Below are 20,856 nucleotides of genomic sequence, written 5' to 3'. Positions count from 1 at the left end.
TGGCGTCTGTCAGTCGAACACAATCACATTGCGCTTCGCTGATCCGGTGCGGGTATCGGTAATCGCCTCGTTGATCTGCGCCAGCGTCCAGCGGCCCGAGATGAGTTCGTCCAGTTTCAGCCGCCCTTGCTCATAAAGGTCGATCATCCATGGAATATCGCGCGAAATCACCACATCGCCCATCTTTGACCCGACCATGCCTTGCCCTGTTGCCGCAAGCATCACAGGTTCATAGCTGGACATGCCGCCCGAATGGGGCATGCCGACCATGATCACTTTGCCGCCGCTGGCCAGATAGCGGGGGGCCTGATCATAGGCGGGGATCGCGCCGACGGTGACAAAGACCGCATCCGCCCCCCGACCCGTTGCTGCCTTTGCCGCACGCCACGGCTTTTCATCGGTGGCAAGCACCACATCAGTCGCACCAAATTCCTTGGCGATGGCCAGCTTTTCTTCGGTCATGTCAACCGCCACGATCCGGCGGGCCCCGGCAATCCGGGCCCCCTGAATGGCGTTCAGTCCCACGCCGCCTGCGCCGATCACCACAACGTCCTGCCCGGCGCGCAAATGTGCGGCGTTCACCACAGCGCCCACGCCGGTGATCACCCCACAGGCCAGCAGAGCGGCGGTTTCCATCGCGATTGTGTCGGACAGTTTGACCACCTGACTTTGATCCACAACGACCCGTTCCGCAAAGCCGCCTGTGTACATCGCCTGATGTACCGGCGTCCCGTCCGTACGGCTGAGCGGGCTGCCTTCAAACCCGGTTTCGCAGGCTACAGGTTTGCCTCCGGCGCAGGATGGGCAGGTGCCGCAGGCGCGGATCAGTGTGACCACCACCGGATCGCCCAGTTGCAGCCCGCGCACTCCGTCGCCAACGGCGGATACGTGACCTGCTGCCTCGTGCCCGTAGACCGCTGGCAGCACGCCACCCCATGCGCCGTCCATATAGGAAATATCCGAATGACAGATCGCGCAGGCTTTCAGCGTGACCTCGATCTGACCCGTGTCAGGTGCCGCAAGGGTCACCGTTTCGATGGTCAGCGGTTCGCCGAATGCGTGGCAGATGGCGGCTTTGATCTGGGGCATGGTGTTGTCCTGCATAAGGTGTCCTGACCACAGATGTTCCATCCGAGGGGCTGTACTGCAAGCCAGGTTATGACGTTACGCGATCCGTGCGCGCTTTGGCCGGGGCGTTTGCATAAAAACCACAATACAGAACACCGTCAGCAGCGCCGACAGAAGGAAAGGCGCGCCGGGCAGGTAATAGGGGTTTTCGGGCGCGGTGAAATACCAGAAGGTCTGCGTCACAACCAATGGCGCGACAATCGTCGCCACCGCATTGATCGAGGTCACCGTCCCCTGCAATTCCCCTTGCTGATCGTCCGACGCGGTGCGCGACATGATCCCCTGCAGGGCAGGGCCCGCGATGGAGCCAAGCGCGGTCAGCGGCGTCAACGCAAGGGCGATCCATCCTTGCGTGACAAGACCCAGCAGCACAAAGGCCAGTACATCAATCGCCATGCCTGCGATCACCGCATTGCGCTCGCCCATCCAATGCAGGATCGGTTTGATCAGCAGCCCTTGCACCACCGCAATCGAAATCCCGAAAAGGCCGAGCGACAGGCCAATCATCCGCGGGCTCCACCCAAACCGTTCCGCCCCGAAATAGGCCCAGACACCGGGATAGACGAAAAACGCGACGCTGTAGACGAAAGTGATCACCATCAGCCGCTTCAGTCCCGGCAAGGCGCCAATATTGCGAAACGCACCCAGCGGGTTGGCCCGTCGCCACGCGAACGGTCGGCGGATACGGTCGGTGACCGTTTCGGGCAGCACGTAATATCCGAACACCGCATTGGCTGCGGCCAGTCCTGCGGCGGCCCAGAATGGCGCGCGGGTGCCATATTCGGCCAGCACCCCGCCCAAGAGCGGCCCCAATACAAAGCCCACGCCAAAGGCTGCGCCAATCAGCCCAAAGTTTGCGGCTTTCTCCTCTGGCTTGGAAATATCGGCCATATAAGCGGCCGAGGTCGATTGCGTCGCCGCCGTAATGCCGCCGATCACCCGCCCGATGATCAACAGCCAGATCGTATGCGCCAGTGCCATCAGCACATAGTCAAACGCCATGATCACCAGTGAGATCAGCAGCACAGGGCGGCGGCCAAATCGGTCTGACAGATTGCCCACCGTCGGCCCGAATAGGAACTGCATCGCGGCAAAGATCGTGGCGAGCATCCCGCCCCAGAGTGCCGCATCCGCCAGCCCCTGACCTTCGACCTGCTGGATCAGATCGGGCATCACAGGCAGGATCAGCCCGACCCCCATGGCATCAAGCACCACCGTCACAAGAATAAAGATCACAGGCAGGCGGTTGTTCATTCGCATAGGGTTAGACTGACCCGCGTGACGGGACCAGTCCCTTATTGGGCCGCGGCGATCAGTTCTGCCGCCAGTCCCCTCGGATCGCTCAGAAACGGCGAATGCGATGTGGGCAGTGTGGTGACACTGCCAGCGGTCCAGTTTTCCGTCATGGTGACCTGAAAGGCGGGCGGGATCGTCCGGTCGTCGCTGCACCGGATATAATGGCGGGGCAGGTCATGGGCGGGCGTCATCGCGGTTTCCTGCGGCAGGATCGGTTGCGGGCAGAGGTTCGAGACCGCCCATGCCGCCCGGTCCGGGGCCACATCGTGATAGAATTTGTCCACCGCTTTGGATGGATCGACGTGAAATGTCACCCGGTCGTCGTCAACCACCACCGCCTCTAGCAAGGGCTGCGATGGGGCCATCCGGCGCATGTCAGCCAGTGATTTTCCGGCCATCGGTACATAAGCACACAGATAGATCAGCTTGCTGATCTTTTCGGGTGCCAGATTGGCCGCTGCGGTGATCGGGTAGCCCGCCATGGAATGGCCGACCAGCACCACCGGATCAGTGATCGCGTCGACAATGGCACGGGCATAAAGATCCAGCGTCACATCCTGCGGCGGGGTCTGATCCTGCCCGTGGCCGGGCAGATCAATGGCGCGGGCGGTGTGGCCTGCGGCTTGTAAATGCGGGGTCAGATCATCCCAGCACCATGCCCCGTGGCACGATCCGTGGACCAGCAGGAATTCAGACATGGCCGGTATCTGTCAGAAAGCGGTTCAGCAGGGCGGCAAACGCCTGTGGGTCCTCGACGCAGGGCAAATGGCCAGCACGGCGCATCAGCGTGAACTGCGATCCCGGGATCAGGTCGACGGTTTCGCGCACAAGATCTGGCGGGGTGGACCCATCCTCTGATCCGGCGATGCCCAGGGTCGGAATGCGCAGCCCGCTGGTGGGGGTGTAGAAATCCGTGCCTGCAATCGCCGCACACACCCCGATATAACCTGCCTGCGGCGTGTCGATCAGCATCTGACGCCAGTGCGGCAACGCGGAAGAGGCGCGGAAATCGCTGCCGAACCAGCGTTCCAGCACCGCATCAGCGATCCCGGCCAGCCCATGTGTCTTGACCGCGTTGATCCGGTCGTCCCATAGGGCGGGGTTGCCGATTTTGGCCGCAGTGTTGGACAGGACTAGCGCGCGGATCAGGTCAGGGCGTTTGACGGCCAGCCCCTGCGCGATCATCCCGCCAACCGACAGGCCCACAAACATCGCATCGCGGACACCGGCTGCATCGCAAACCGCCTCGGCATCGCTGACCAGCTGACCCATCGTATAGGGCGGTTCCGGCACGTCAGATACCCCATGGCCGCGCATATCATAGCGGATAATCCGCAGCCCCTCTGGCAGATACGGCAGGATCGGGTCCCACAGATGCAGGGTTGTCCCCAAAGAGTTGGAAAACACCACCGCAGGCGCGTCGTCTGGCCCATCGACCTGCATATGCAGATCAATTCCGTTGTTTTGAATTTTCATGATGTCTTTCCCTGTACAAAGATCAAGCCGCGCTAAGGGGGCGTTCCCCCGCGCGGCTCTCACTTGTTGTCGCGATCAAACCGAAGCAATCGCAGACAACCCTCCCGCGTGATAGAAAGGTAATATTAGCGATTCCCTTCAACCTATCCTTTTGGACAGGTTCACGCATCCGGTTCACCAATGGCCATATGCGCCACGATCTGCCCATGATCCGAGGCAAGCTTGTTATAAGGGGCCTCTGGATGTGACCCATCAGTCAGGTGATCATTCAACACGCTGAAATACTCCATCTCCCCGATTTTTCTGGCATAATCCGGGTGGAAATGGCGCGACATCAGGATCTGGTCGATGCTTTCGAACACGCCGCCAAAGGCCGATGTATAGACCATGTCGCGCAGTGATTTGCGCACGAACAGCTTTTCGGCAGAATGCAGACGGACCCGGTCGATCTTTTCCTGAATGATCTCATTTTCGGCGTCCGTGTAGCGATCCCGCCGTGTTTCGGCGTCGTGGCGGCGCATCCAAGCATAGTTGCGAAACGGTGTCTCGCCACTGATAATTTCAGAGCTGACAGCATGTTCGCTATCGTTGAAATCCCCCAGTACCATCACCGGCTTGCCTGCCTCCAGCTCTTCCAAAACCGCCTGACGCAACACCCAAGCCTCTGCCATGCGGCGCAGCCCGGCGCGCAGCGAACCCATGGCGCGGGCGGCAGGATCGTAATTCACCAGATCAGCCGCAGGCGGAAAGGCGGCACCCTCAGGCCGGGGGAGCTCGCCCAGCTTGGATTTCAGGTGGCAATTGAACACCGTGACGACCGTATCGCCAATCGGGACACGGACCTTCAGGATCGGACGGCTCAGGCGTTTGATCCGATAATGCCCGCCCTCATCGCCATCCAGATCGGTAAAGGGAATGGCGAGCGGTTTGGGCAATTCCTGAATGATTTCCGGGGCACCCGCGAAACCAAAGCGGGACAGGATCGCGACACCGGGGCGGCGATCACCCGGCCCCCCGTCAAACAGGTTCGGCGCATAGGCCAGCGCGGATTCGGTATAAGGCTCATAGGCCAGCTTGCGGAAAATCGCCTTGCGGGCATAGCCTTTGGACCGATGCGGGATATTCGCCTCATTCGCGGCCTGTCCCAATTCATCGGTTTCGATCACTACATCACGCAGGGCGGCTTCGCTGAAGATTTCCTGAAAACAGACAATATCGGCGTTCATTGTCAGCAGCTGATCAGCCAGCCAAGCACGTTTCCACGCGTATTCTTCCGGCGTGTAGTGTTCGAATTTATAATATTCCTGATCCGCCTCGATCAGATTTTTAACGTTGAAACTGGCAATCGTGAAACGGGTCAATCTGTTGTCTCCAGTGCTTTGATGAAAACCTCCGGGTCCACATTGCCGCCGGTCGCAACCGCGATCACAGCGTCACCTGCAAATGCGTCGGGGTGAAACAGCGCTGCGGCCAGCGCTGCCGCCCCGCCGGGTTCCACCACGATTTTCAGCCGCTCAAACGCCAGCCTGACCGCGCGCAGGCAGTCATCTTCGCTGACCACCACACCCGGTCCGCAGTGTTCCTGCATAATCGGAAAGGTGATGTCACCGGGTTGCGGTGTGATGATGGCATCGCAAAGCGACCCGGACAGGCGGTCATTGCGCATGATCTGGCCGCTGGCCAGCGACCGGGTGACATCGTCAAACCCTTCCGGTTCCACAGGGCGGACACGCAGACCCGGCGCATCCGCAGCCAAAGCAAGCGCAATGCCAGAGGTCAGACCGCCACCACCACAGCACACGGCCACATCGGCCTGTGTGACGCCAGTCGCCTGCATATCGGCGGCGATTTCCAGACCACATGTGCCTTGCCCGGCAATCACCTGCGGCTCATCAAACGGCTTGATCAGCGTCAGGCCGCGCGCGGTGGCCAGACGCGCACCGATCTCATCGCGATCCTCTGTCGCGCGGTCATACAGCACAACCTCTGCCCCCAGTGCGCGAGTGTTGGCGATCTTAATCGCCGGGGCGTCGGCGGGCATCACGATGACGGCAGGCGCGCCATGCTCGCGGGCCGCCAGCGCCACACCCTGCGCGTGGTTGCCGCTGGAAAAGGCGATCACACCGGCCTTGCGCGCCTCCGGCTCCAGCGCAGACACCGCCGACCAGCCGCCGCGAAACTTGAACGATCCGGTATGTTGCAGGCATTCGGGTTTCACAAAGACCCGGCGGCCAGCGATCTCGTCCAGAAAGGGCGAGGTCAGGATCGGCGTGCGCCTTGCATGGCCTTCCAGCCGTTTCGCCGCCGCGCGGATCATCTCGATATTCATTTTAGTCTCTCCAGCCATTGATGCAGCGCGTCCAGCGCCTGCGGTTCATCCAGAAACGGCACATGGCCACGGCCCGGCACGTCCACACGGATCATATCCGGGCGGCGTTCGGCCATCTTGTCGGCAGTCGCCACGCTCAGCAGATCGGAATTCGCCCCCCGGATCAGCGCCAGCGGCAGCCCGTGCAACGCATCAAACAGGGGCCATAGATCAGGGGCAGGCTGCGCGCCCGCTTCCAGCACCGCATCGCGCAGCTTGGGATCGTACCGCACAATCAGCCCCTCCGGGGTTTCCTCATAATGGGCGGCGACCTCTGCCAGCCAGCGGTCCATCGGCACGCCTTTGAAATGCACCCAGTTGCGATCCCGGAACGCGGCAGCTTCGGCATAGGTATCCTGTGCTGGTTTGCGGCCAATGTAATTCTTGATGATCTCAAGACCTTCCGGGGCAATCTCAGGTCCGATATCGTTCAACGCCACGCCCAGCAGGCGGTCCTTGGCCGTGGCGGCCAGCATCATCGCAATCAACCCACCGCGCGAGGTGCCAAGGATCGCGGCCTTGTCCAAACCCAGATGATCCATCAACGCCAGCACATCCTGCGCCTCAACCGGGATGGTATAGGTGCGATAATCGGCCCAATCCGATTGGCCGCGCCCCCGGTAATCGGGGCGGATCAGGCGGACAGGCAAATGCGGGGCCACGTGATCGAAATCAGCGGCATTCCGGGTCAACCCCGCCAGCGCGATCACGGGCAGACCGTCGCCTTGATCCACATAGTGCAAACGGGTGCCGTCACCGGCGGTATAATCGGGCATCAGACAAGCTCCGGTATTTTGGTCAGGTCAGGCAGCACATGGGTCGGGGTCGCATAAAGCCGATCCACCGGCTCGCCGCCACGGTTCACCCAGACCGTTTCAAACCCATACCCGGCTGCGCCCGCTGCATCCCAACCATTGGAGGACACGAACAACACCTCGGACCGGGCGCAGCCAAACCGCGCGCCAACCAGATCATAAACCCGATCATCAGGCTTGAAGATACCCACGTCTTCAACCGATAAAACCGCATCCAGCCGATCAGTGATCCCGGCAGAGCGGACCGCGCCATCCAGCATATCCGGCGATCCGTTCGACAGGATCGCGGTCGCCAACCCGCGGGCTTTCAGCGCCTGCAACATCGCAGGGACCTCTGGATAAGCGGCCAATTCCCAATATAATTCCAGCAATCGGGCGCGGGTCGGCTCATCCGCAATTCCTTGCGCTTCCATCGCCCAATCCAGCCCGTCCTGCGTGACCCGCCAGAAATCGCAGTGCCGCCCGGCCACTGCGCGCAGCCACGTATATTGCAGCTGCTTTAACCGCCAGTCACGGGCTAGGGCAGGCCAGACCTTGGCCAGCGCCGCATGGGCCGGCTCCTGCGCGGCTTGTGCTGCCGCTGCATTCACATCGAACAAGGTCCCATAGGCATCAAAAACACATGTGGTGATCGGCATTTGCCCCTCCGCTTGCTGTTGCATCGTGTCATGCGAAAACGGCAGGGAAAAGAGGCAAAGGCGATTGCAATGGAAAGGCATGGCGCATAGCGTGCGCCGCAACCAAGGATGGAAGAGAAAGAGGGCCCAGATGAGCCAGGCAAAAGCAGGCGATACGGTACGGATCAACTATGTGGGGACACTGAAAACCGGGGACACTTTCGACAGTTCCGAAGGGCGCGACCCACTGGAATTCGTGGTCGGCTCTGGTCAGATCATCCCCGGGCTTGATACGGCGATCCCCGGCATGGCCGTCGGCGACAAGAAAACGGTCGAAGTCCCCTGCGCGCAGGCCTATGGCAGCAGCAACCCCGATGCGCGGCAATCCGTGCCCCGTTCGGAAATCCCCGACAACATCCCGCTGGAACTTGGCACCCAGCTCCAGATGCAGACCCCGCAAGGCCAAGTGATACAGGTCACCGTGGCCGAAGTGACCGAGGAAAGCGTCACACTCGACGCGAACCACCCGCTGGCCGACCAAGACCTGATCTTCGCGATTGAGATCATGGGGATCGATGCGGCCTGACACAGGCGCTGACACAGCGCCCGCATCAACGGAGCAGTATCAACCGGGTTGGGCGTCGCCAAAGTGGCGTTCGAATTCACCTTGGTTCGCGAAATTGCCATCAAACTGATACACTTCGCATTGCATCCGGGTTGCGTCGATCCAAAGATAATGCGGCATCGGCGGCAATTCTGCGCAAAAGGGCGGGTGATCCAGCCCGGCAAGCATCAGTGCGGCACGTGACCCGATCAGATAATGGGTCAGCGGGGGGGCAACCGCCATCATCGGGGCGGCGTCATTCTCTTGCATCCATTCATAAATCACCGGCAAATCGGGAAAGCGGGGCAATACGGCAGCCTGCAAACGGACCAATCGGTCGCTCAGGGCGGCGTCAATTTCGGCGTCCGGGGCGATCCCATAGAAGTCTTCCAGTGTCAGCCCGTCGGGTGTGAACAAATATAGGTTCGCCCCGTAGCCAACCATCTTGGATGACAGGCAGCCCTTGCAGCGCCCATTGGTGCGAAACGCCTTATGCAGGGCGTAGCGCTCTGCGATGGTATAAAAATCAATACAATCGATCAGTAAATCGCAATCGGCCACGAAGTCCGGTGCATTCGCGACAGACAGACCTGCCGGGTAAACGTCAAGCGTCACATCTGGGGTGGTTTCATGGATCATCTCTGCGATCACGCGGGCCTTGCTTTGGCCGACAGTCGCAGCTGACGCCCCAAGCTGACGGTTTATATTCGAGATATCGAATGCATCCGGGTCGGCTATTTTCAAATGGCGCACCCCCAGACGCGCCAGCAACATCGCAACGCCGCCGCCCACGCCACCCAACCCGGCAATGCCCACGGTCGCCTGCGCGATCTTTCCCTGTGAAACCTGCATCTGCGCCCGGTCCAACCCAAGGAACACCTCGCTGCGTTGCGTGCGTTGGCGATATAACGCGGCGTCGAAAATACCGTCGATCCGATAGGGGGCGTGCTGGTCCAATGACTGTCCTTTCCAAATGTCTGCGCTGATGATTGCCGCACTGAACTGTTCCGTAAAGGATTCTCTCACGCTGGCAATGGAATCGGTCACGCCGTTGAGTAGGTCGGGATCGTGATTCCACGGAACTATTTACATGCTGCACAGTTTCCCCACTGCTCCGGCGGAATTTCCGGTGCCACAGCATTCAGGTCAAAGGACATGTCATGATGACGGCGCTTACAGGGGTTAGCGAACCCGTTCTTGCGATCATCATCCTGATCCTTCTTTTTGCGGCATTTGCCATCGAAAAATACCCGCCAGAGGTCACGGCCACCGGCGCGGCGGCGTTGTTTATCGTGTTGGGGCTTGTGCCGCAGGATGATGTGATGGCGGTCTTTTCCAATTCAGCACCGATCACTATCGCGGCAATGTTCGTGGTCTCGGGCGCGCTGGTCCGAACCGGTGTGCTGGACGCACTGGCGGATCTGGTGATCGGGCGGGCTGAACAGCGGCCTGTGCTGGCCATCGGGGTCTTTGTCTTTGCCACCATTGCCGCATCCGCCTTTATGAACAACACGCCTGTCGTGCTGGTGCTGATCCCGATTGTGATCCGGCTTGCCACCAGTCTGGGGCTCGCGCCGACACGGCTGCTGATCCCGCTGTCCTATGCGGCGATCCTTGGCGGGACCTGCACGCTGATCGGCACCTCGACCAATCTGCTCGTCGATGGGGTTGCGCGGGAAAACGGGATCGCAGGGTTTTCCATTTTTGAGATCGCACCGGTTGGCATCTGCGCGGCCCTTGTGGGCGGGCTGGTGATGCTAGTACTGGGGCCACGGCTTTTGCCCGCGCGCGCGCCCAAAGACGGGGCGGGGGAACCGCGCGAAACCGCGTTTCTGTCAGAGGTCACGGTGCAGGCCGATTACGCGCAAATCGGTCAGCCACTTGCACAGATCGGTGATTTTCAACGCTCCGGCGTTCGGGTGACCGGCATCCGCCGGGGCGGGCGGATTGAACGGGCTGACCTGGACGAAATGATCTTGCAAAAAGGTGACGCGCTGATCGTCGTGGCCGCCACATCGGAATTGCTGACCTTTGCCGAACAGGCGGGGCTGCGTCTGGGACTGCGGCGCAGTGTAGAGCTTGACCCAGAGGCTGAAATTCGCGTGGCCGAGGCCATCGTCACACCCTCGCGGCGCAGCTCTGGCATTTCAATTTCCGATCTGGCGCTGGGGCGGCGGGCCGGGATGCGCGTGCTGGGCGCGTTCCGACCGGGGCATGTGGCCGGGCCAGACCTGTCCAGCGTACGACTGCGCCCCGCAGACAAGCTGCTGCTGGAAGGCACCGCAGAAGGGTTTCAGGAACTGACGCGGGGAGGGGATGTGGTGTCAGTCACGGCCCCCATCGGGCGGGCCTATCGGCGGCGTCAGGCGCCTGTCGCCATCCTTGCGCTGATCGGCATTGTGGTGCTGGCCGCATTCAATGTGATGCCAATCGGCATCCTTGCCCTGATCGGGGTCGCTGCAATCCTGCTTCTGCGCTGCATCGACAATGACGAGGCTTGGGAATCCATTGATGGCTCTATCCTGATCCTGATCTTTGCGATGCTGATCGTTGGGGCAGGGTTGGACCATACCGGGGCGGTTGCGCTAATTGCTGAAACGGTTTCGCCATTTCTGGGCATGCTGCCCCCGATCCTGATGCTGGCCGCGATCTATTTTCTGGGGTCGCTGCTGACCGAACTGGTCACAAATAACGCGGTGGCTGTGATCTTTACCCCTGTCGTCATTTCACTGGCTGAACAGCTACAGGTGGACCCGCGGCCCTTTGTGGTGGCGGTGATGTTTTCGGCCAGCGCCAGCTTTGCGACACCCATCGGCTACCAGACGAACACGCTGGTCTATGGGGCGGGGAACTACACCTTTCTGGATTTCCTCAAGATCGGTGTGCCGATGAACATTTTCGTCGGGCTCAGCTCGATCACGGCGATCCAGTTCTTCTTTCCGCTCTGACCGGCGATCCTTAACGCGGCGTTTAGCTTTGTAGCGCGCGCCGCGTTAATCCCGCCTGTGCGGGTGCAAAGGTCCGATGCAAGTCCGACGATTGTCCGACGCGCATGCACCCCCTGATTTTCGGCAAATCACGTGCCATTAACCATATCAGGGCGATTCGGATGGGGTTGGTGTTGCGCGCCCCGGATCACCGCAGCGCGCGTTGCGTGACCTCAGGCCAGATTGTCAGGCTGCGGCATCCCCAGCACGTGATAGCCACCATCAACATGGATGATTTCACCACTGGTGAAGGCACCTGCGTCCGAGGCAAGATAGACAGCCGTGCCGCCCACCGCCTCCAGCGTGGCATTGCTGCGCAGGGGGGCGTTATTTTCTGTGTGGCGATAGGTGCGGCGGGCACCGGCAATCGCTGCCCCTGCAAGGGTTTTCATCGGGCCGGGGCTGATCGCGTTCACCCGGATGCCCTTTGGCCCCAGATCATTTGCCAGATAGCGCGTTGCGCTTTCCAGCGCCGCTTTGGCCACGCCCATCACGTTGTAATAAGGGGTCACCCGGTTGCTGCCCTGATAGGTCAGCGTCAACAGCGTCCCGCCCTCTGGCATCATTTCGGATGCGCGGCGCGCCACATCGATGAAGGAATAGCATGAGATTTCGAGCGAGGTTTTAAAGTTGCCCCGCGTCGTGCTGGCGATGCCGCCTGACAGCTCATTTTTATCTGAAAAAGCAATGGCATGAACCAGAAAATCCAGCGTGCCCCAGCGGTCTTTCAGCGTGGCAAAAGCCGCGTCCATGCTGGCGTCATCGGTCACATCGGTGTCGACCATGATGTCCGAGCCAAGGCTTTCCGCCAGCGGCTGCAGGCGTTTGCCAAAGGCTTCGCCCTGATAGGTAAAGGCCAGCTCGGCCCCGGCCTCGGCCATCGCCTTGGCGATGCCCCACGCGATAGAACGTTCATTCGCGACGCCCATGATCAGGCCACGTTTGCCCTGTAGTGAAAGGGTCATATTCTATTCCCGGAATTTCGACAGAAGCATGGATCCATTGGTGCCGCCAAACCCGAAAGAGTTTGTCATCACCGTATCCAGCCCTGCATTTTCAACATATTGGGTGGCGATCTCTTCCGGCGCGAGCGCCGGATCGAGCGTTTCCACATTGATTGACGGTGCAATGAAATCATCCTGCAACATCAGCAGACAATAGATCGCCTCTTGCGCGCCGGTGGCACCTTGGCTGTGGCCCGTCATTGATTTGGTGGAGCTGATTGGCGGCGTGCTGCCCTCGCCAAAGACACGGCGCACGGCCTGTACTTCACCCACATCGCCAACCGGCGTCGATGTGCCGTGGGCATTGATATAGCTGACTTTTCTGCCTTCGGGCAGGTCCTGCAAGGCCAGACGCATCGCCCGTTCGCCGCCCTCACCAGAAGGCGCGACCATATCGTGCCCGTCGGATGTGGCTGCAAAGCCTGTCACCTCGGCATAGATCTTGGCACCGCGCGCCTGCGCGTGCTCAAGGCTTTCAAGCACAACGATCCCGCCGCCGCCTGCGATCACAAACCCGTCGCGGTTAGCATCAAACGCGCGCGAGGCTTTTTCGGGCGTGTCATTATACTTGCTGGACATCGCGCCCATCGCGTCAAAGAGGCAAGACAAGGTCCAGTCCAGCTCTTCCCCGCCGCCTGCAAACATCACATCCTGCTTGCCCATCATGATCTGTTCCGCCGCATTGCCGATGCAATGCAGGCTGGTCGAACAGGCCGAGGTGATCGAATAGTTGATGCCCTTGATTTTAAAGGCTGTCGACAGGTTCGCCGATACGGTCGAAGACATGCATTTCGGCACCGCAAACGGCCCGATCCGCTTGGTCGCGCCAGTGTTTTTCACCACCTCATGCGCGGTCAGCATGGCCGATGTGGACGGCCCGCCGGACCCGGCAACCAGCCCGGTGCGCGGGTTAGAAACCACGTCTTCGCCCAGCCCGGCATCCGCAATCGCCTGCTGCATCGCGATATGCGCATAGGCGGCACCCGGCCCCATGAACCGCAACGTGCGCTTGTCCACATGTTCGGCCACATCAATCTTGAGCGTGCCGGCAATCTGGCTGCGAAAGCCATGCTCAGCCATCTCCGGGCTAGCCTCAATCCCGGATTTACCAGCCTTCAGCGCGGCGGCGACTTCTGTGGCATTGTTCCCGATGGGGGACACGATCCCCAGTCCAGTGATGACGACGCGGCGCATATGGCCTCCCTTGCATTTGTTGGTTCCCATGTAAGGCAAGGCAGTGGCAGGGCGCAAGGCGCGGATACGTCATCTGCGGGTGGCGGCAGTCTTTTGCATCATATCCTTGCGGTTGTTGGATTGGTGGGCATGTGAAATTTAACCCATCGGACAGGGTCCTATCTGCGATGGGCTGTTGCGCGGGCGATAGTTATATGCGCGCAATTTATACAGGTGCTTACGGCGGGGATGGGTTGTCTGGCTGCGCGTCCGGGCGGGGCGTAATATCGATTGTCACACGTCGGTTCGCCGCACGACCGCTTGCGGTACTGTTTGACGCAATTGGCCTGTTGTCACCATGCCCGACCGCCTGCATGTCCCGTTCGGGCACGCCGAGATCACGTAAAAGACGCACAACAGCGATGCTTCTTGCGGATGAAAGCGCCCAGTTGGATGGAAACCGCAGCGTGTTGATCGGTATGTTGTCGGTATGTCCTGAAATCTCGATATCGCCATCAATGCGGCGCAGCAGCGGCGCGAGGCTGGAAATCAGGGCTTCGCCGCTGTTTTGCAGCGTGTCCGATCCGCTGGCAAACAGCACGTCCTCTGCCATACGCAACTCAATCCCACGTGCATTAGTCACCAGCGTCACCTGATCGTCAGACACGCTGTCAGCAAGGAACGCAGCTGCCGTATTTTCAAGCTCGCGAACCCGCCGCGCCCATTCGACGGCGAAATTATCCTGATCGGCAGCGATGCGATCATTCGAATCCTCCACTTGATTGCGCGATACCGTGCTGCCCGCCTGTGCGACCAGACTGTCGCCACCGGGCAAAAGCCCGTTTTGACCATTCATAATACCCTGACCACCGAGAAGCAGTGTGCTGCGTGCGGGCCGTTCTGATCCGCTTGTCGCGGCGAAAAGATAAGAATAATCCGTCCGATCGCGCACAGTGCTTTCGGCGCGCCCGATCTGCTGCCCGGCCTGCGATAGCATGATCACGAAGAAAACCATCAACAACATGGTCAGATCGGTATAGGGGACGGCCCATGCTGACCTGTCCTGTTCGCCCACGACAGATGACGGGTGGACCGTCACAGCGTGGCGCCGCCAGAGATGAAGCGGCGGCGACACAGCATCTGTTGGTGGTACTTCTTCCGGTTCCATCGCATCAGGCGCGCGGGGCATCTTTTGGCTCTCCCCCTGATGGCTGTTCGATCAGATCAACGTCCTGTGGATCGACATAAGAACTGATGCTGTATTTCAGCTGTACCGGACTGTGATGATCCGCCAGCAGCACCAAAGCTTCCTGCGCCACGGATAGCACAGCCATGCGATCTTCGACCTGGCGCTGCAAGGTGACCGCGAAGGGTTTGAAGACCGCGTTGGCCATGACGATACCGTAAAAGGTTGTGACCAGTGCAAGCGACAGGCTGATGCCGATCTCTGTGATGTCCCCGCCGATCCCGCGCAGCATATTCACCAACCCCAGAAGCGTGCCGACCATGCCAAAAGCGGGGGCATAGATTGACATGACATTAAAGACATCGGCCTGCGCCCGGCCATGGGCGCGGATGCGTGCGATGCGCCAATCCGTCACCTCGATCAGTTGGCGGCTTGGGACCTCATCAATGACCAGTTGCAGCCCGGTTTGCAGAAAGGGTGAGCGGACGCGTTTGATCGCGACCTCGGCGGCGCGTGCGCCTTTGGCATCCATCACCTTGGCGATATGCATGATATCGCGCAGCCCCGCGTGTTCCAGATTCCCGTCAGAGCCATTGTGCATGGCCAAGGCACGGATAGCCGCCCAGATTTCCTGCAATGAATAACTGGTCAATGTCGCCGCAAAGGTCCCGCCAAGAACAAGTGCAAAGCCCGGAATATTCACAAACATCATCGGGTCCTGCGCCGTCAGCCCGACCGCGATTGCAAGCATGGTGAACCCGACCAAGAGACCGACAATCGACCATATACGCATGCAGGACACCTTTTCTTTGCGAAACGCGAAGCAAAAAGGGACGCTTACGGTATAATGGTACACCCCTTGCGATCCGTGATATCGGCGAAAGATTAATGCGCAAATAACCGGTGCAAATGCATGGATTTACAATGAAAAACGCCCCGCGTTTCAGGGCGTTTATTGCTTACGACCGAGAGATCACCGCGCTATCCGTCGCGATGATCCCGTTTGCAGCGGCACGCTTGTTCAGGTCAGCCCCATTCCATCTCGCCGGTCAGAACCTTCGCGCCGATATTCAGCGCGATGCCCATCCCCAAATCGGGGTAACGGGCTTGGATTGCTGCGATCAGTTCGTCCGAACCGTTGGCTTTTTCAAGCTCTTCATCAATTGCCAGCAGATAGGCTTTGGTGAAGGCGACAGCCTCAAGACCTAATGGCGCGTCAGATGTCATGTGGCCAGGAACGACAACTTTGGGGGCGCGGGCGATAATGGCGTCCAGATTGGCGACCCATGCGGCGCGCTGTTCTTTGGTTGCGGTATCGGCGGTCCAAACATGTGTGCCGGAAAACACCATCACGCCACCGAAGACGGCTTGCAGGTCTTCGCTCCAGAGATAGCGGCGATTGGCTAGACCCTCTGCGGCAATGATGTCGATAACATGGCCGTCAATGGTAAGGGTCGCGCTGTCATCGGCTTCTGCAAAGATGACGTCTGCGACCGATTGCGGGCCGTTTTCACCCAGTTGAGGGCCCCATGTTTCAACTTTCTTGGCAACATTTGCGTAGATCGCGTCTACAGTTTCGCTGGCGGCAATCACCCGTGCCTCTGGGAATGCCTCTGTGATAGGGCGCAGGCTGAAATAGAAATCGGGATCACTTTGGCTGATATAGATGGTGGTCAGCGTTTTGCCGGTGGCTTTGATCGCTGCGGCCAGCGCTTGGCCATCGGGCAGGGTAAAGCCGCCGTCGATCAAGACGGCCTCGGTCGGGCCGGAAAGCAGAACAGGTGCGCGGAAGAAGCCATTTTCACCCGCTGGAAAGTGGGTCCAGCTTAGGCCATTGGTATCTGCCAATGACATGTGAGGGGCCAACAGAGTTGTTGCCCCAGCGGCGGCGGTCAGTTTGAGTAGGGTACGGCGGTCCATTATGTAAGTCCTTGTTTATGTGGGGTTAGGCGCGCTTCAGGGCGGCCAGAATGTCGTCAGTTCCTGCATAGAGTGCGCTTGCGTCCAGAACGCTTTGTGCGCCGTCAATTGTTGCGATCATGGCCGGAACGCCTTGCAGCCCAAAGGTGGACATCAGATCGCGTGCGGCGCTCATGCGGGCGCTGGCTGCTTGCAGCAAGCTGTCGTCTGCGGCCACAACACGCGCACCGGCATTTGCCAGCCCCATATTGCTCAGGATGGTGGCAACGACTGTGGCCGAGGTCACATCTTTCCCGTCCACGTAACGCGCGGCCTGCAACGCCGCGAGCGCATCAATCGTGCGGTCTGGTGTGGTCTCATTCACGGCGGTGACGGCAAGTGTTGTGACGGTTGAATCCAAAGAGGCATCTTTGTCACCAAGCACATCACGGCGGTAATCTTCGCTAAAGACCTGCCCGCTCAGCGCGGCGATGCGTTGATCATTGGCCCAAGCTTGGGCGGCAAAGCCGCTCATCGGGCGCGCGCCGGTGCCGGAAAACAACCCTGTGGCCATCGGTTGCAGATCAATAGAGGGATGTTTTGCAAGGCTTTTGATCGTGCCGGATGCGCCGTAGCACCAGCCACATAGTGGATCAAAGAGATATTGCAATTTAACGGTCTGTGTCATGTTGTGTCTCCTTGGCCCCTATATGTGGGCTTTCATTACCTTTGATAAGACAAACATTTTTGACACATTGTTTGCTAGAAGCTAACAGTGAACCTATGTCAAAAGCACGTAATCTGAACAGATTGGCTTATTTCACCGCCGTGGTGGAAACCGGGTCATTCACGAAGGCCGCGGACCGTCTGGGCGTGACCAAAGCTGTGGTCAGTTCGCAGGTGACGCAGCTGGAGCAGGAGTTGAAGACAACGCTTCTGGTGCGCAACACGCGCAAAGTCAGCACGACCGAGGCGGGGCTTGGCTTTTACAGCAGCTGCGCCGCTATCCTGCACGAGGCCGAGGATGCCTTTAACGAAATCTCGCAGTTGACGCAAAAACCTGTAGGCACATTGCGTATGACCGCGCCGAACGATTATGGCATTACCGTCGTGACCCCCGTTGCTGCTGCGTTTCAGCGTGCATACCCTGCGTGCGACGTCGCCTTATATCTGAACGATACCCATAGCGATCTGATGGCAGGGGAGCTTGATCTGGCGATACGTGTCGGGTGGCTACGTGATTCTGGCCTGCGGGCGCGCAAGATTGGCAGTTTTCAACAGTTGCTGGTGGGGCGGGCTGACAAGATCGCCCAGATTGGCCCGATCACCCATCCGAACGACCTGCGCGGCGTTGATTTTATTGCCAACGGCGCGCTTTCTGATCCTTACAACTGGGACTTTACACACAGTTCCCAACAGGCGGCTTCGGTCAAACTTGACAGCAATTTGGCCATCGACAGTGCGCCCGCCATCTTGCGCGCAGTGAAAGATGGGGCAGGGCTTGCCGTGCTTCCCGATTTTTTGGTTCATGAGGATGTGCAGAACGGTGTGCTGACACAGGTTCTGCCCGGTTGGTCGCTTGCGGATGGCGGTATATTCGCCGTGCTGCCGGCCGCAAAATTCCGCCCCGCCAAAGTCAGCACCTTTATCGAAATGCTCCGCAGCGCCGAGAAACGACGCAACGGAGCGTAGGTGCTGGGCGTCGAGGCGCGCTTTTTGACCGGCGGACTGCTGAAGTTTTGACCACATGCGGCATATCTGCCCATTACTAGCGCTGCGAGACGGGTTTTGGCTGGGAAAATGCGCTTAAACCTGTTTTCTGGGTCTCAGGACATGGACGTAAGGCAATCACGGCAGCAGAATTAAGTGACATGAAGGCAAGCCCGATCTCATTACACCGACGTCTGACTGCGCTTATCTCTCAGATCTACCCGGACCAGGATACCCGCGCCTTGACCCGCGCGGTGATCGACGCGTTCTGGCCGGAGGGGACGCATCCGCGCAAGCGCAGCCGCATGCCCGGCAATTCACTCTGGAGCCAAGCTGACGCGGTGCTGATCACCTATGGTAATTCGGTCGTGGACGGTGTGCATAAGCCGCTGGATCTGCTGCATGATTTCCTGCTGCGCTACCTTAAGGGCGTGATCAACGGTGTGCATATCCTGCCGTTTTTTCCCTATACGTCGGATGATGGGTTTGCGGTCTCTGATTTCCGGTCGGTGAACCCGCAATTGGGGGATTGGGCCGATATCAACCGGATTGGTGACAAGTTTCACCTGATGTCTGATCTGGTGCTGAACCATGTGTCCAGCCAAGGGACTTGGTTCAATGCGTACCGGCAGGGGCAGGCGCCTTACGACAAATATTTCTTTGAAGCCTCACCCGAGGCTGATCTGTCTGCCGTTGTCCGGCCACGCACGACCCCCTTGTTGCGCAAGGTAGAGACCTCCAACGGGCCGCGCCATGTCTGGTGTACCTTCAGCCATGATCAGATCGACCTTGATTTCCGCAACCCAGAGGTGCTGCTGGAATTCTTGCGGATCATCCGGCTGCATGTGGATAATGGGGTGCGGATCATCCGGCTGGATGCAGTGGCGTTTTTGTGGAAAGAAATCGGCACGCCGTCGATCCATCTGCCCCAGACCCATGCGGTGATCCGGCTGATGCGGGCGCTTTGCGACTATGCGGCCGAAACGATCATTCTGCTGACCGAAACCAATGTGCCCAAGGCTGAAAACCTCAGCTATTTCGGCAATCGGAACGAGGCGCATGCGATCTATAACTTTCCCCTGCCGCCATTGATCCTGCACGCGATGATGGCAGGGTCCGCCCGGCATTTGCGGCGCTGGCAAAGCGGGATGCCCCCGGCACAATTGGGCTGCGCCTATCTGAATTTCACTGCCAGCCATGACGGGATCGGTATGCGCCCCGCCGAAGGTCTGCTGCCTGAGGATGAAAAAGAGCAGATGATCCAAACCGTGCGCGATCTGGGCGGGCTGGTGTCGATGCGGACAATGCCCGATGGCAGCCAGTCCCCCTATGAGCTGAACACGACCTTTTATGCCGCGACCAGCCGCACGTTCAAAGGCGCGGATGATCATCACCATGACCGGTTCATCTGTTCGCAAACCATCGTGATGTCGATGGAAGGGATCCCTGCGTTTTACATTCACGCACTACTGGCCACGCCGAATGATCATGAGGACGTGACCCGGCGGGGCATGAGCCGCGCAATCAACCGCCACCGATGGGATTATCCCACGCTGCGTGATCTGTTGGCTGACCCGAACAGCCCGCAAGCATCGGTACTGGCCGATCTATCGGCGCGGTTGCGCATCCGGGCCCAACAACCGGCCTTCCATCCCAATGCCACCCAATTCACCATGGCGCTGGAAGACAGGGTTTTCGGACTCTGGCGACAGAGCCTTGATCGCGGACAGTCGATCTTTGCCTTGCACAACGTCAGCGACGAAACGGTCAGCATCCCGGCGGTTTCGGTCAATCTGATTGATGATGAAGCTTGGGTGGATCTGCTGACCGGGGAACGGATCGATAGCATGGCGTCTGACATCACCCTTGCACCTTATCAGTGCCGCTGGATCAGCAACCAACCTTAACGCGTCAAAAGAAAGGCCGCCCGTGGGCGACCTTGCGTGGGTGGGTCAAGACCCACCTTACGGTGTGGAGTCTGTCAGCGCCTGCGATCACGCCGCGATGACATTGGTTGGAACGCCACGCCTACATGTGCTTCGCAATAGGGTTTGCCTTGCTGTACCGCCAGACCGCAGAACCAGAAATCATCGGTGGCCGGGTCACCCACAGGCCATTTGCAGGTCTTTTCGGTCAGTTCCATCAACGTCAGCCGCTTGGCGGTCTTTTCGACCTCACTCACCTTGGCCAGTGCTTCGGGGCTGATCTCATTCGCGGATGGCTGCGGGGGCAGGGGCTGCCCGGCAGGGATGATCGCACGGCGTGCGGCCGAAATCGGAATACCGTTTTCATCCACTTCGGGTTCTTCTTTAATGGCAGGCACCGGGTCCGGCATGGCCTTTGGGGCCGGCTTTGCCACAGCAGGTTTTGTCGCGGCTGCGGGTGCTGCCGGTTTTTCCTTGGCGGGCGCTTTGGTGGGCGTCGCGGTCCCGGATCCGGCCCGGTTCGACAGGCCCAGCCGGTGCACTTTGCCAATCACTGCATTGCGGGTTACCCCGCCCAGCTCTTTGGCGATCTGGCTAGCCGACTGGCCCTCGCTCCACATCTTCTTGAGCGTCTCGACGCGCTCGTCAGTCCAGGACATATGCGTTCC

The 20,856-nt window shown here is 59.6% G+C and carries 20 protein-coding genes; 4 read left to right on the top strand and 16 right to left on the bottom strand.

All coding sequences use genetic code 11. The features are described 5' to 3' along the window. Nucleotides 1-9: 9 nt before the first annotated feature. The 8 genes from ACJ5NV_RS00550 to ACJ5NV_RS00515 form a co-directional block, all read right to left on the bottom strand. Complete coding sequence (locus ACJ5NV_RS00550; RefSeq protein ID WP_411641450.1) at nt 10-1,089, bottom strand: zinc-binding dehydrogenase; 1,080 nt, start codon at nt 1,087-1,089, stop codon at nt 10-12. 75 nt (nt 1,090-1,164) lie between these two features. Continuing rightward, the gene (locus ACJ5NV_RS00545) at nt 1,165-2,427 is read right to left on the bottom strand and encodes a TCR/Tet family MFS transporter (RefSeq protein ID WP_411641938.1); all 1,263 of its coding nucleotides are present in this window, start codon (nt 2,425-2,427) and stop codon (nt 1,165-1,167) included. Beyond that, nucleotides 2,424-3,122 (bottom strand): alpha/beta fold hydrolase, encoded by a 699-nt coding sequence (locus ACJ5NV_RS00540; RefSeq protein WP_411641448.1) that lies wholly within the window; start codon nt 3,120-3,122, stop codon nt 2,424-2,426. Before ACJ5NV_RS00540 ends, ACJ5NV_RS00545 begins: the two co-directional genes overlap by 4 nt. Then, nucleotides 3,115-3,900, bottom strand: coding sequence for a 3-oxoadipate enol-lactonase (pcaD, locus tag ACJ5NV_RS00535; protein ID WP_411641447.1), 786 nt, complete (start codon nt 3,898-3,900; stop codon nt 3,115-3,117). The genes ACJ5NV_RS00540 and pcaD overlap by 8 nt, the downstream gene beginning before the upstream one ends. Nucleotides 3,901-4,061: 161 nt before the next feature. Then, nucleotides 4,062-5,261 carry an endonuclease/exonuclease/phosphatase family protein gene (locus tag ACJ5NV_RS00530; protein ID WP_411641445.1) on the bottom strand — a complete coding sequence of 400 codons (1,200 nt, stop codon included), beginning with the start codon at nt 5,259-5,261 and terminating at the stop codon, nt 4,062-4,064. Beyond that, nucleotides 5,258-6,229 carry a threonine ammonia-lyase gene (locus ACJ5NV_RS00525; protein ID WP_411641443.1) on the bottom strand — a complete coding sequence of 324 codons (972 nt, stop codon included), beginning with the start codon at nt 6,227-6,229 and terminating at the stop codon, nt 5,258-5,260. Before ACJ5NV_RS00525 ends, ACJ5NV_RS00530 begins: the two co-directional genes overlap by 4 nt. Then, entirely contained in the window at nt 6,226-7,044 is an 819-nt protein-coding gene (locus tag ACJ5NV_RS00520; protein WP_411641441.1) for an alpha/beta fold hydrolase, read from the bottom strand. Before ACJ5NV_RS00520 ends, ACJ5NV_RS00525 begins: the two co-directional genes overlap by 4 nt. Beyond that, the gene (locus ACJ5NV_RS00515) at nt 7,044-7,721 is read right to left on the bottom strand and encodes a haloacid dehalogenase type II (protein WP_411641439.1); all 678 of its coding nucleotides are present in this window, start codon (nt 7,719-7,721) and stop codon (nt 7,044-7,046) included. The genes ACJ5NV_RS00520 and ACJ5NV_RS00515 overlap by 1 nt, the downstream gene beginning before the upstream one ends. A gap of 130 nt (nt 7,722-7,851) precedes the next feature. Here ACJ5NV_RS00515 and ACJ5NV_RS00510 point away from each other — a divergent pair, with 130 nt between their 5' ends. Beyond that, a complete protein-coding gene (locus ACJ5NV_RS00510; RefSeq protein ID WP_411641438.1) occupies nt 7,852-8,286 on the top strand; it encodes an FKBP-type peptidyl-prolyl cis-trans isomerase in 435 nt (144 codons plus the stop codon). A 39-nt stretch (nt 8,287-8,325) separates the two neighbouring features. On the opposite strand, the gene ACJ5NV_RS00505 is transcribed toward ACJ5NV_RS00510, so the two are convergent. Further along, the gene (locus ACJ5NV_RS00505) at nt 8,326-9,261 is read right to left on the bottom strand and encodes a HesA/MoeB/ThiF family protein (protein WP_411641436.1); all 936 of its coding nucleotides are present in this window, start codon (nt 9,259-9,261) and stop codon (nt 8,326-8,328) included. Nucleotides 9,262-9,467: 206 nt separating this feature from the next. Here ACJ5NV_RS00505 and ACJ5NV_RS00500 point away from each other — a divergent pair, with 206 nt between their 5' ends. Next, a complete protein-coding gene (locus ACJ5NV_RS00500) occupies nt 9,468-11,252 on the top strand; it encodes an SLC13 family permease (protein ID WP_411641937.1) in 1,785 nt (594 codons plus the stop codon). Between the two features lie 212 nt (nt 11,253-11,464). Here the strand turns inward: ACJ5NV_RS00500 and ACJ5NV_RS00495 are convergent, their stop codons facing one another. From ACJ5NV_RS00495 to ACJ5NV_RS00470, 6 genes are all read right to left on the bottom strand, one after another. Beyond that, nucleotides 11,465-12,256 (bottom strand): enoyl-ACP reductase FabI, encoded by a 792-nt coding sequence (locus ACJ5NV_RS00495; protein WP_411641434.1) that lies wholly within the window; start codon nt 12,254-12,256, stop codon nt 11,465-11,467. 3 nt (nt 12,257-12,259) lie between these two features. After that, a complete protein-coding gene (gene fabB / locus ACJ5NV_RS00490; protein WP_411641432.1) occupies nt 12,260-13,489 on the bottom strand; it encodes a beta-ketoacyl-ACP synthase I in 1,230 nt (409 codons plus the stop codon). 217 nt (nt 13,490-13,706) lie between these two features. Next, nucleotides 13,707-14,657 (bottom strand): OmpA family protein, encoded by a 951-nt coding sequence (locus ACJ5NV_RS00485; protein WP_411641430.1) that lies wholly within the window; start codon nt 14,655-14,657, stop codon nt 13,707-13,709. Then, on the bottom strand, nt 14,641-15,447 hold the full coding sequence (locus ACJ5NV_RS00480) for a motility protein A (protein ID WP_411641429.1): 807 nt from the start codon (nt 15,445-15,447) through the stop codon (nt 14,641-14,643). Before ACJ5NV_RS00480 ends, ACJ5NV_RS00485 begins: the two co-directional genes overlap by 17 nt. A gap of 233 nt (nt 15,448-15,680) precedes the next feature. Beyond that, the gene (locus ACJ5NV_RS00475) at nt 15,681-16,574 is read right to left on the bottom strand and encodes a hypothetical protein (protein ID WP_411641428.1); all 894 of its coding nucleotides are present in this window, start codon (nt 16,572-16,574) and stop codon (nt 15,681-15,683) included. Between the two features lie 25 nt (nt 16,575-16,599). Continuing rightward, entirely contained in the window at nt 16,600-17,241 is a 642-nt protein-coding gene (locus tag ACJ5NV_RS00470; protein ID WP_411641426.1) for a DsbA family protein, read from the bottom strand. A 95-nt stretch (nt 17,242-17,336) separates the two neighbouring features. Here ACJ5NV_RS00470 and ACJ5NV_RS00465 point away from each other — a divergent pair, with 95 nt between their 5' ends. Continuing rightward, nucleotides 17,337-18,245 carry a LysR family transcriptional regulator gene (locus ACJ5NV_RS00465; RefSeq protein WP_411641425.1) on the top strand — a complete coding sequence of 303 codons (909 nt, stop codon included), beginning with the start codon at nt 17,337-17,339 and terminating at the stop codon, nt 18,243-18,245. 179 nt (nt 18,246-18,424) lie between these two features. Then, on the top strand, nt 18,425-20,170 hold the full coding sequence (locus tag ACJ5NV_RS00460) for a sugar phosphorylase (RefSeq protein WP_411641423.1): 1,746 nt from the start codon (nt 18,425-18,427) through the stop codon (nt 20,168-20,170). Between the two features lie 74 nt (nt 20,171-20,244). Here the strand turns inward: ACJ5NV_RS00460 and ACJ5NV_RS00455 are convergent, their stop codons facing one another. Continuing rightward, nucleotides 20,245-20,847 (bottom strand): GcrA family cell cycle regulator, encoded by a 603-nt coding sequence (locus ACJ5NV_RS00455; RefSeq protein WP_411641421.1) that lies wholly within the window; start codon nt 20,845-20,847, stop codon nt 20,245-20,247. Between the last annotated feature and the right edge of the window lie 9 nt (nt 20,848-20,856).

It is taken from the genome of Loktanella agnita (assembly GCF_046640325.1).
GTDB classification, from domain to species: domain Bacteria; phylum Pseudomonadota; class Alphaproteobacteria; order Rhodobacterales; family Rhodobacteraceae; genus Yoonia; species Yoonia agnita.
This window is presented reverse-complemented; position numbering and strand designations above follow the sequence as displayed.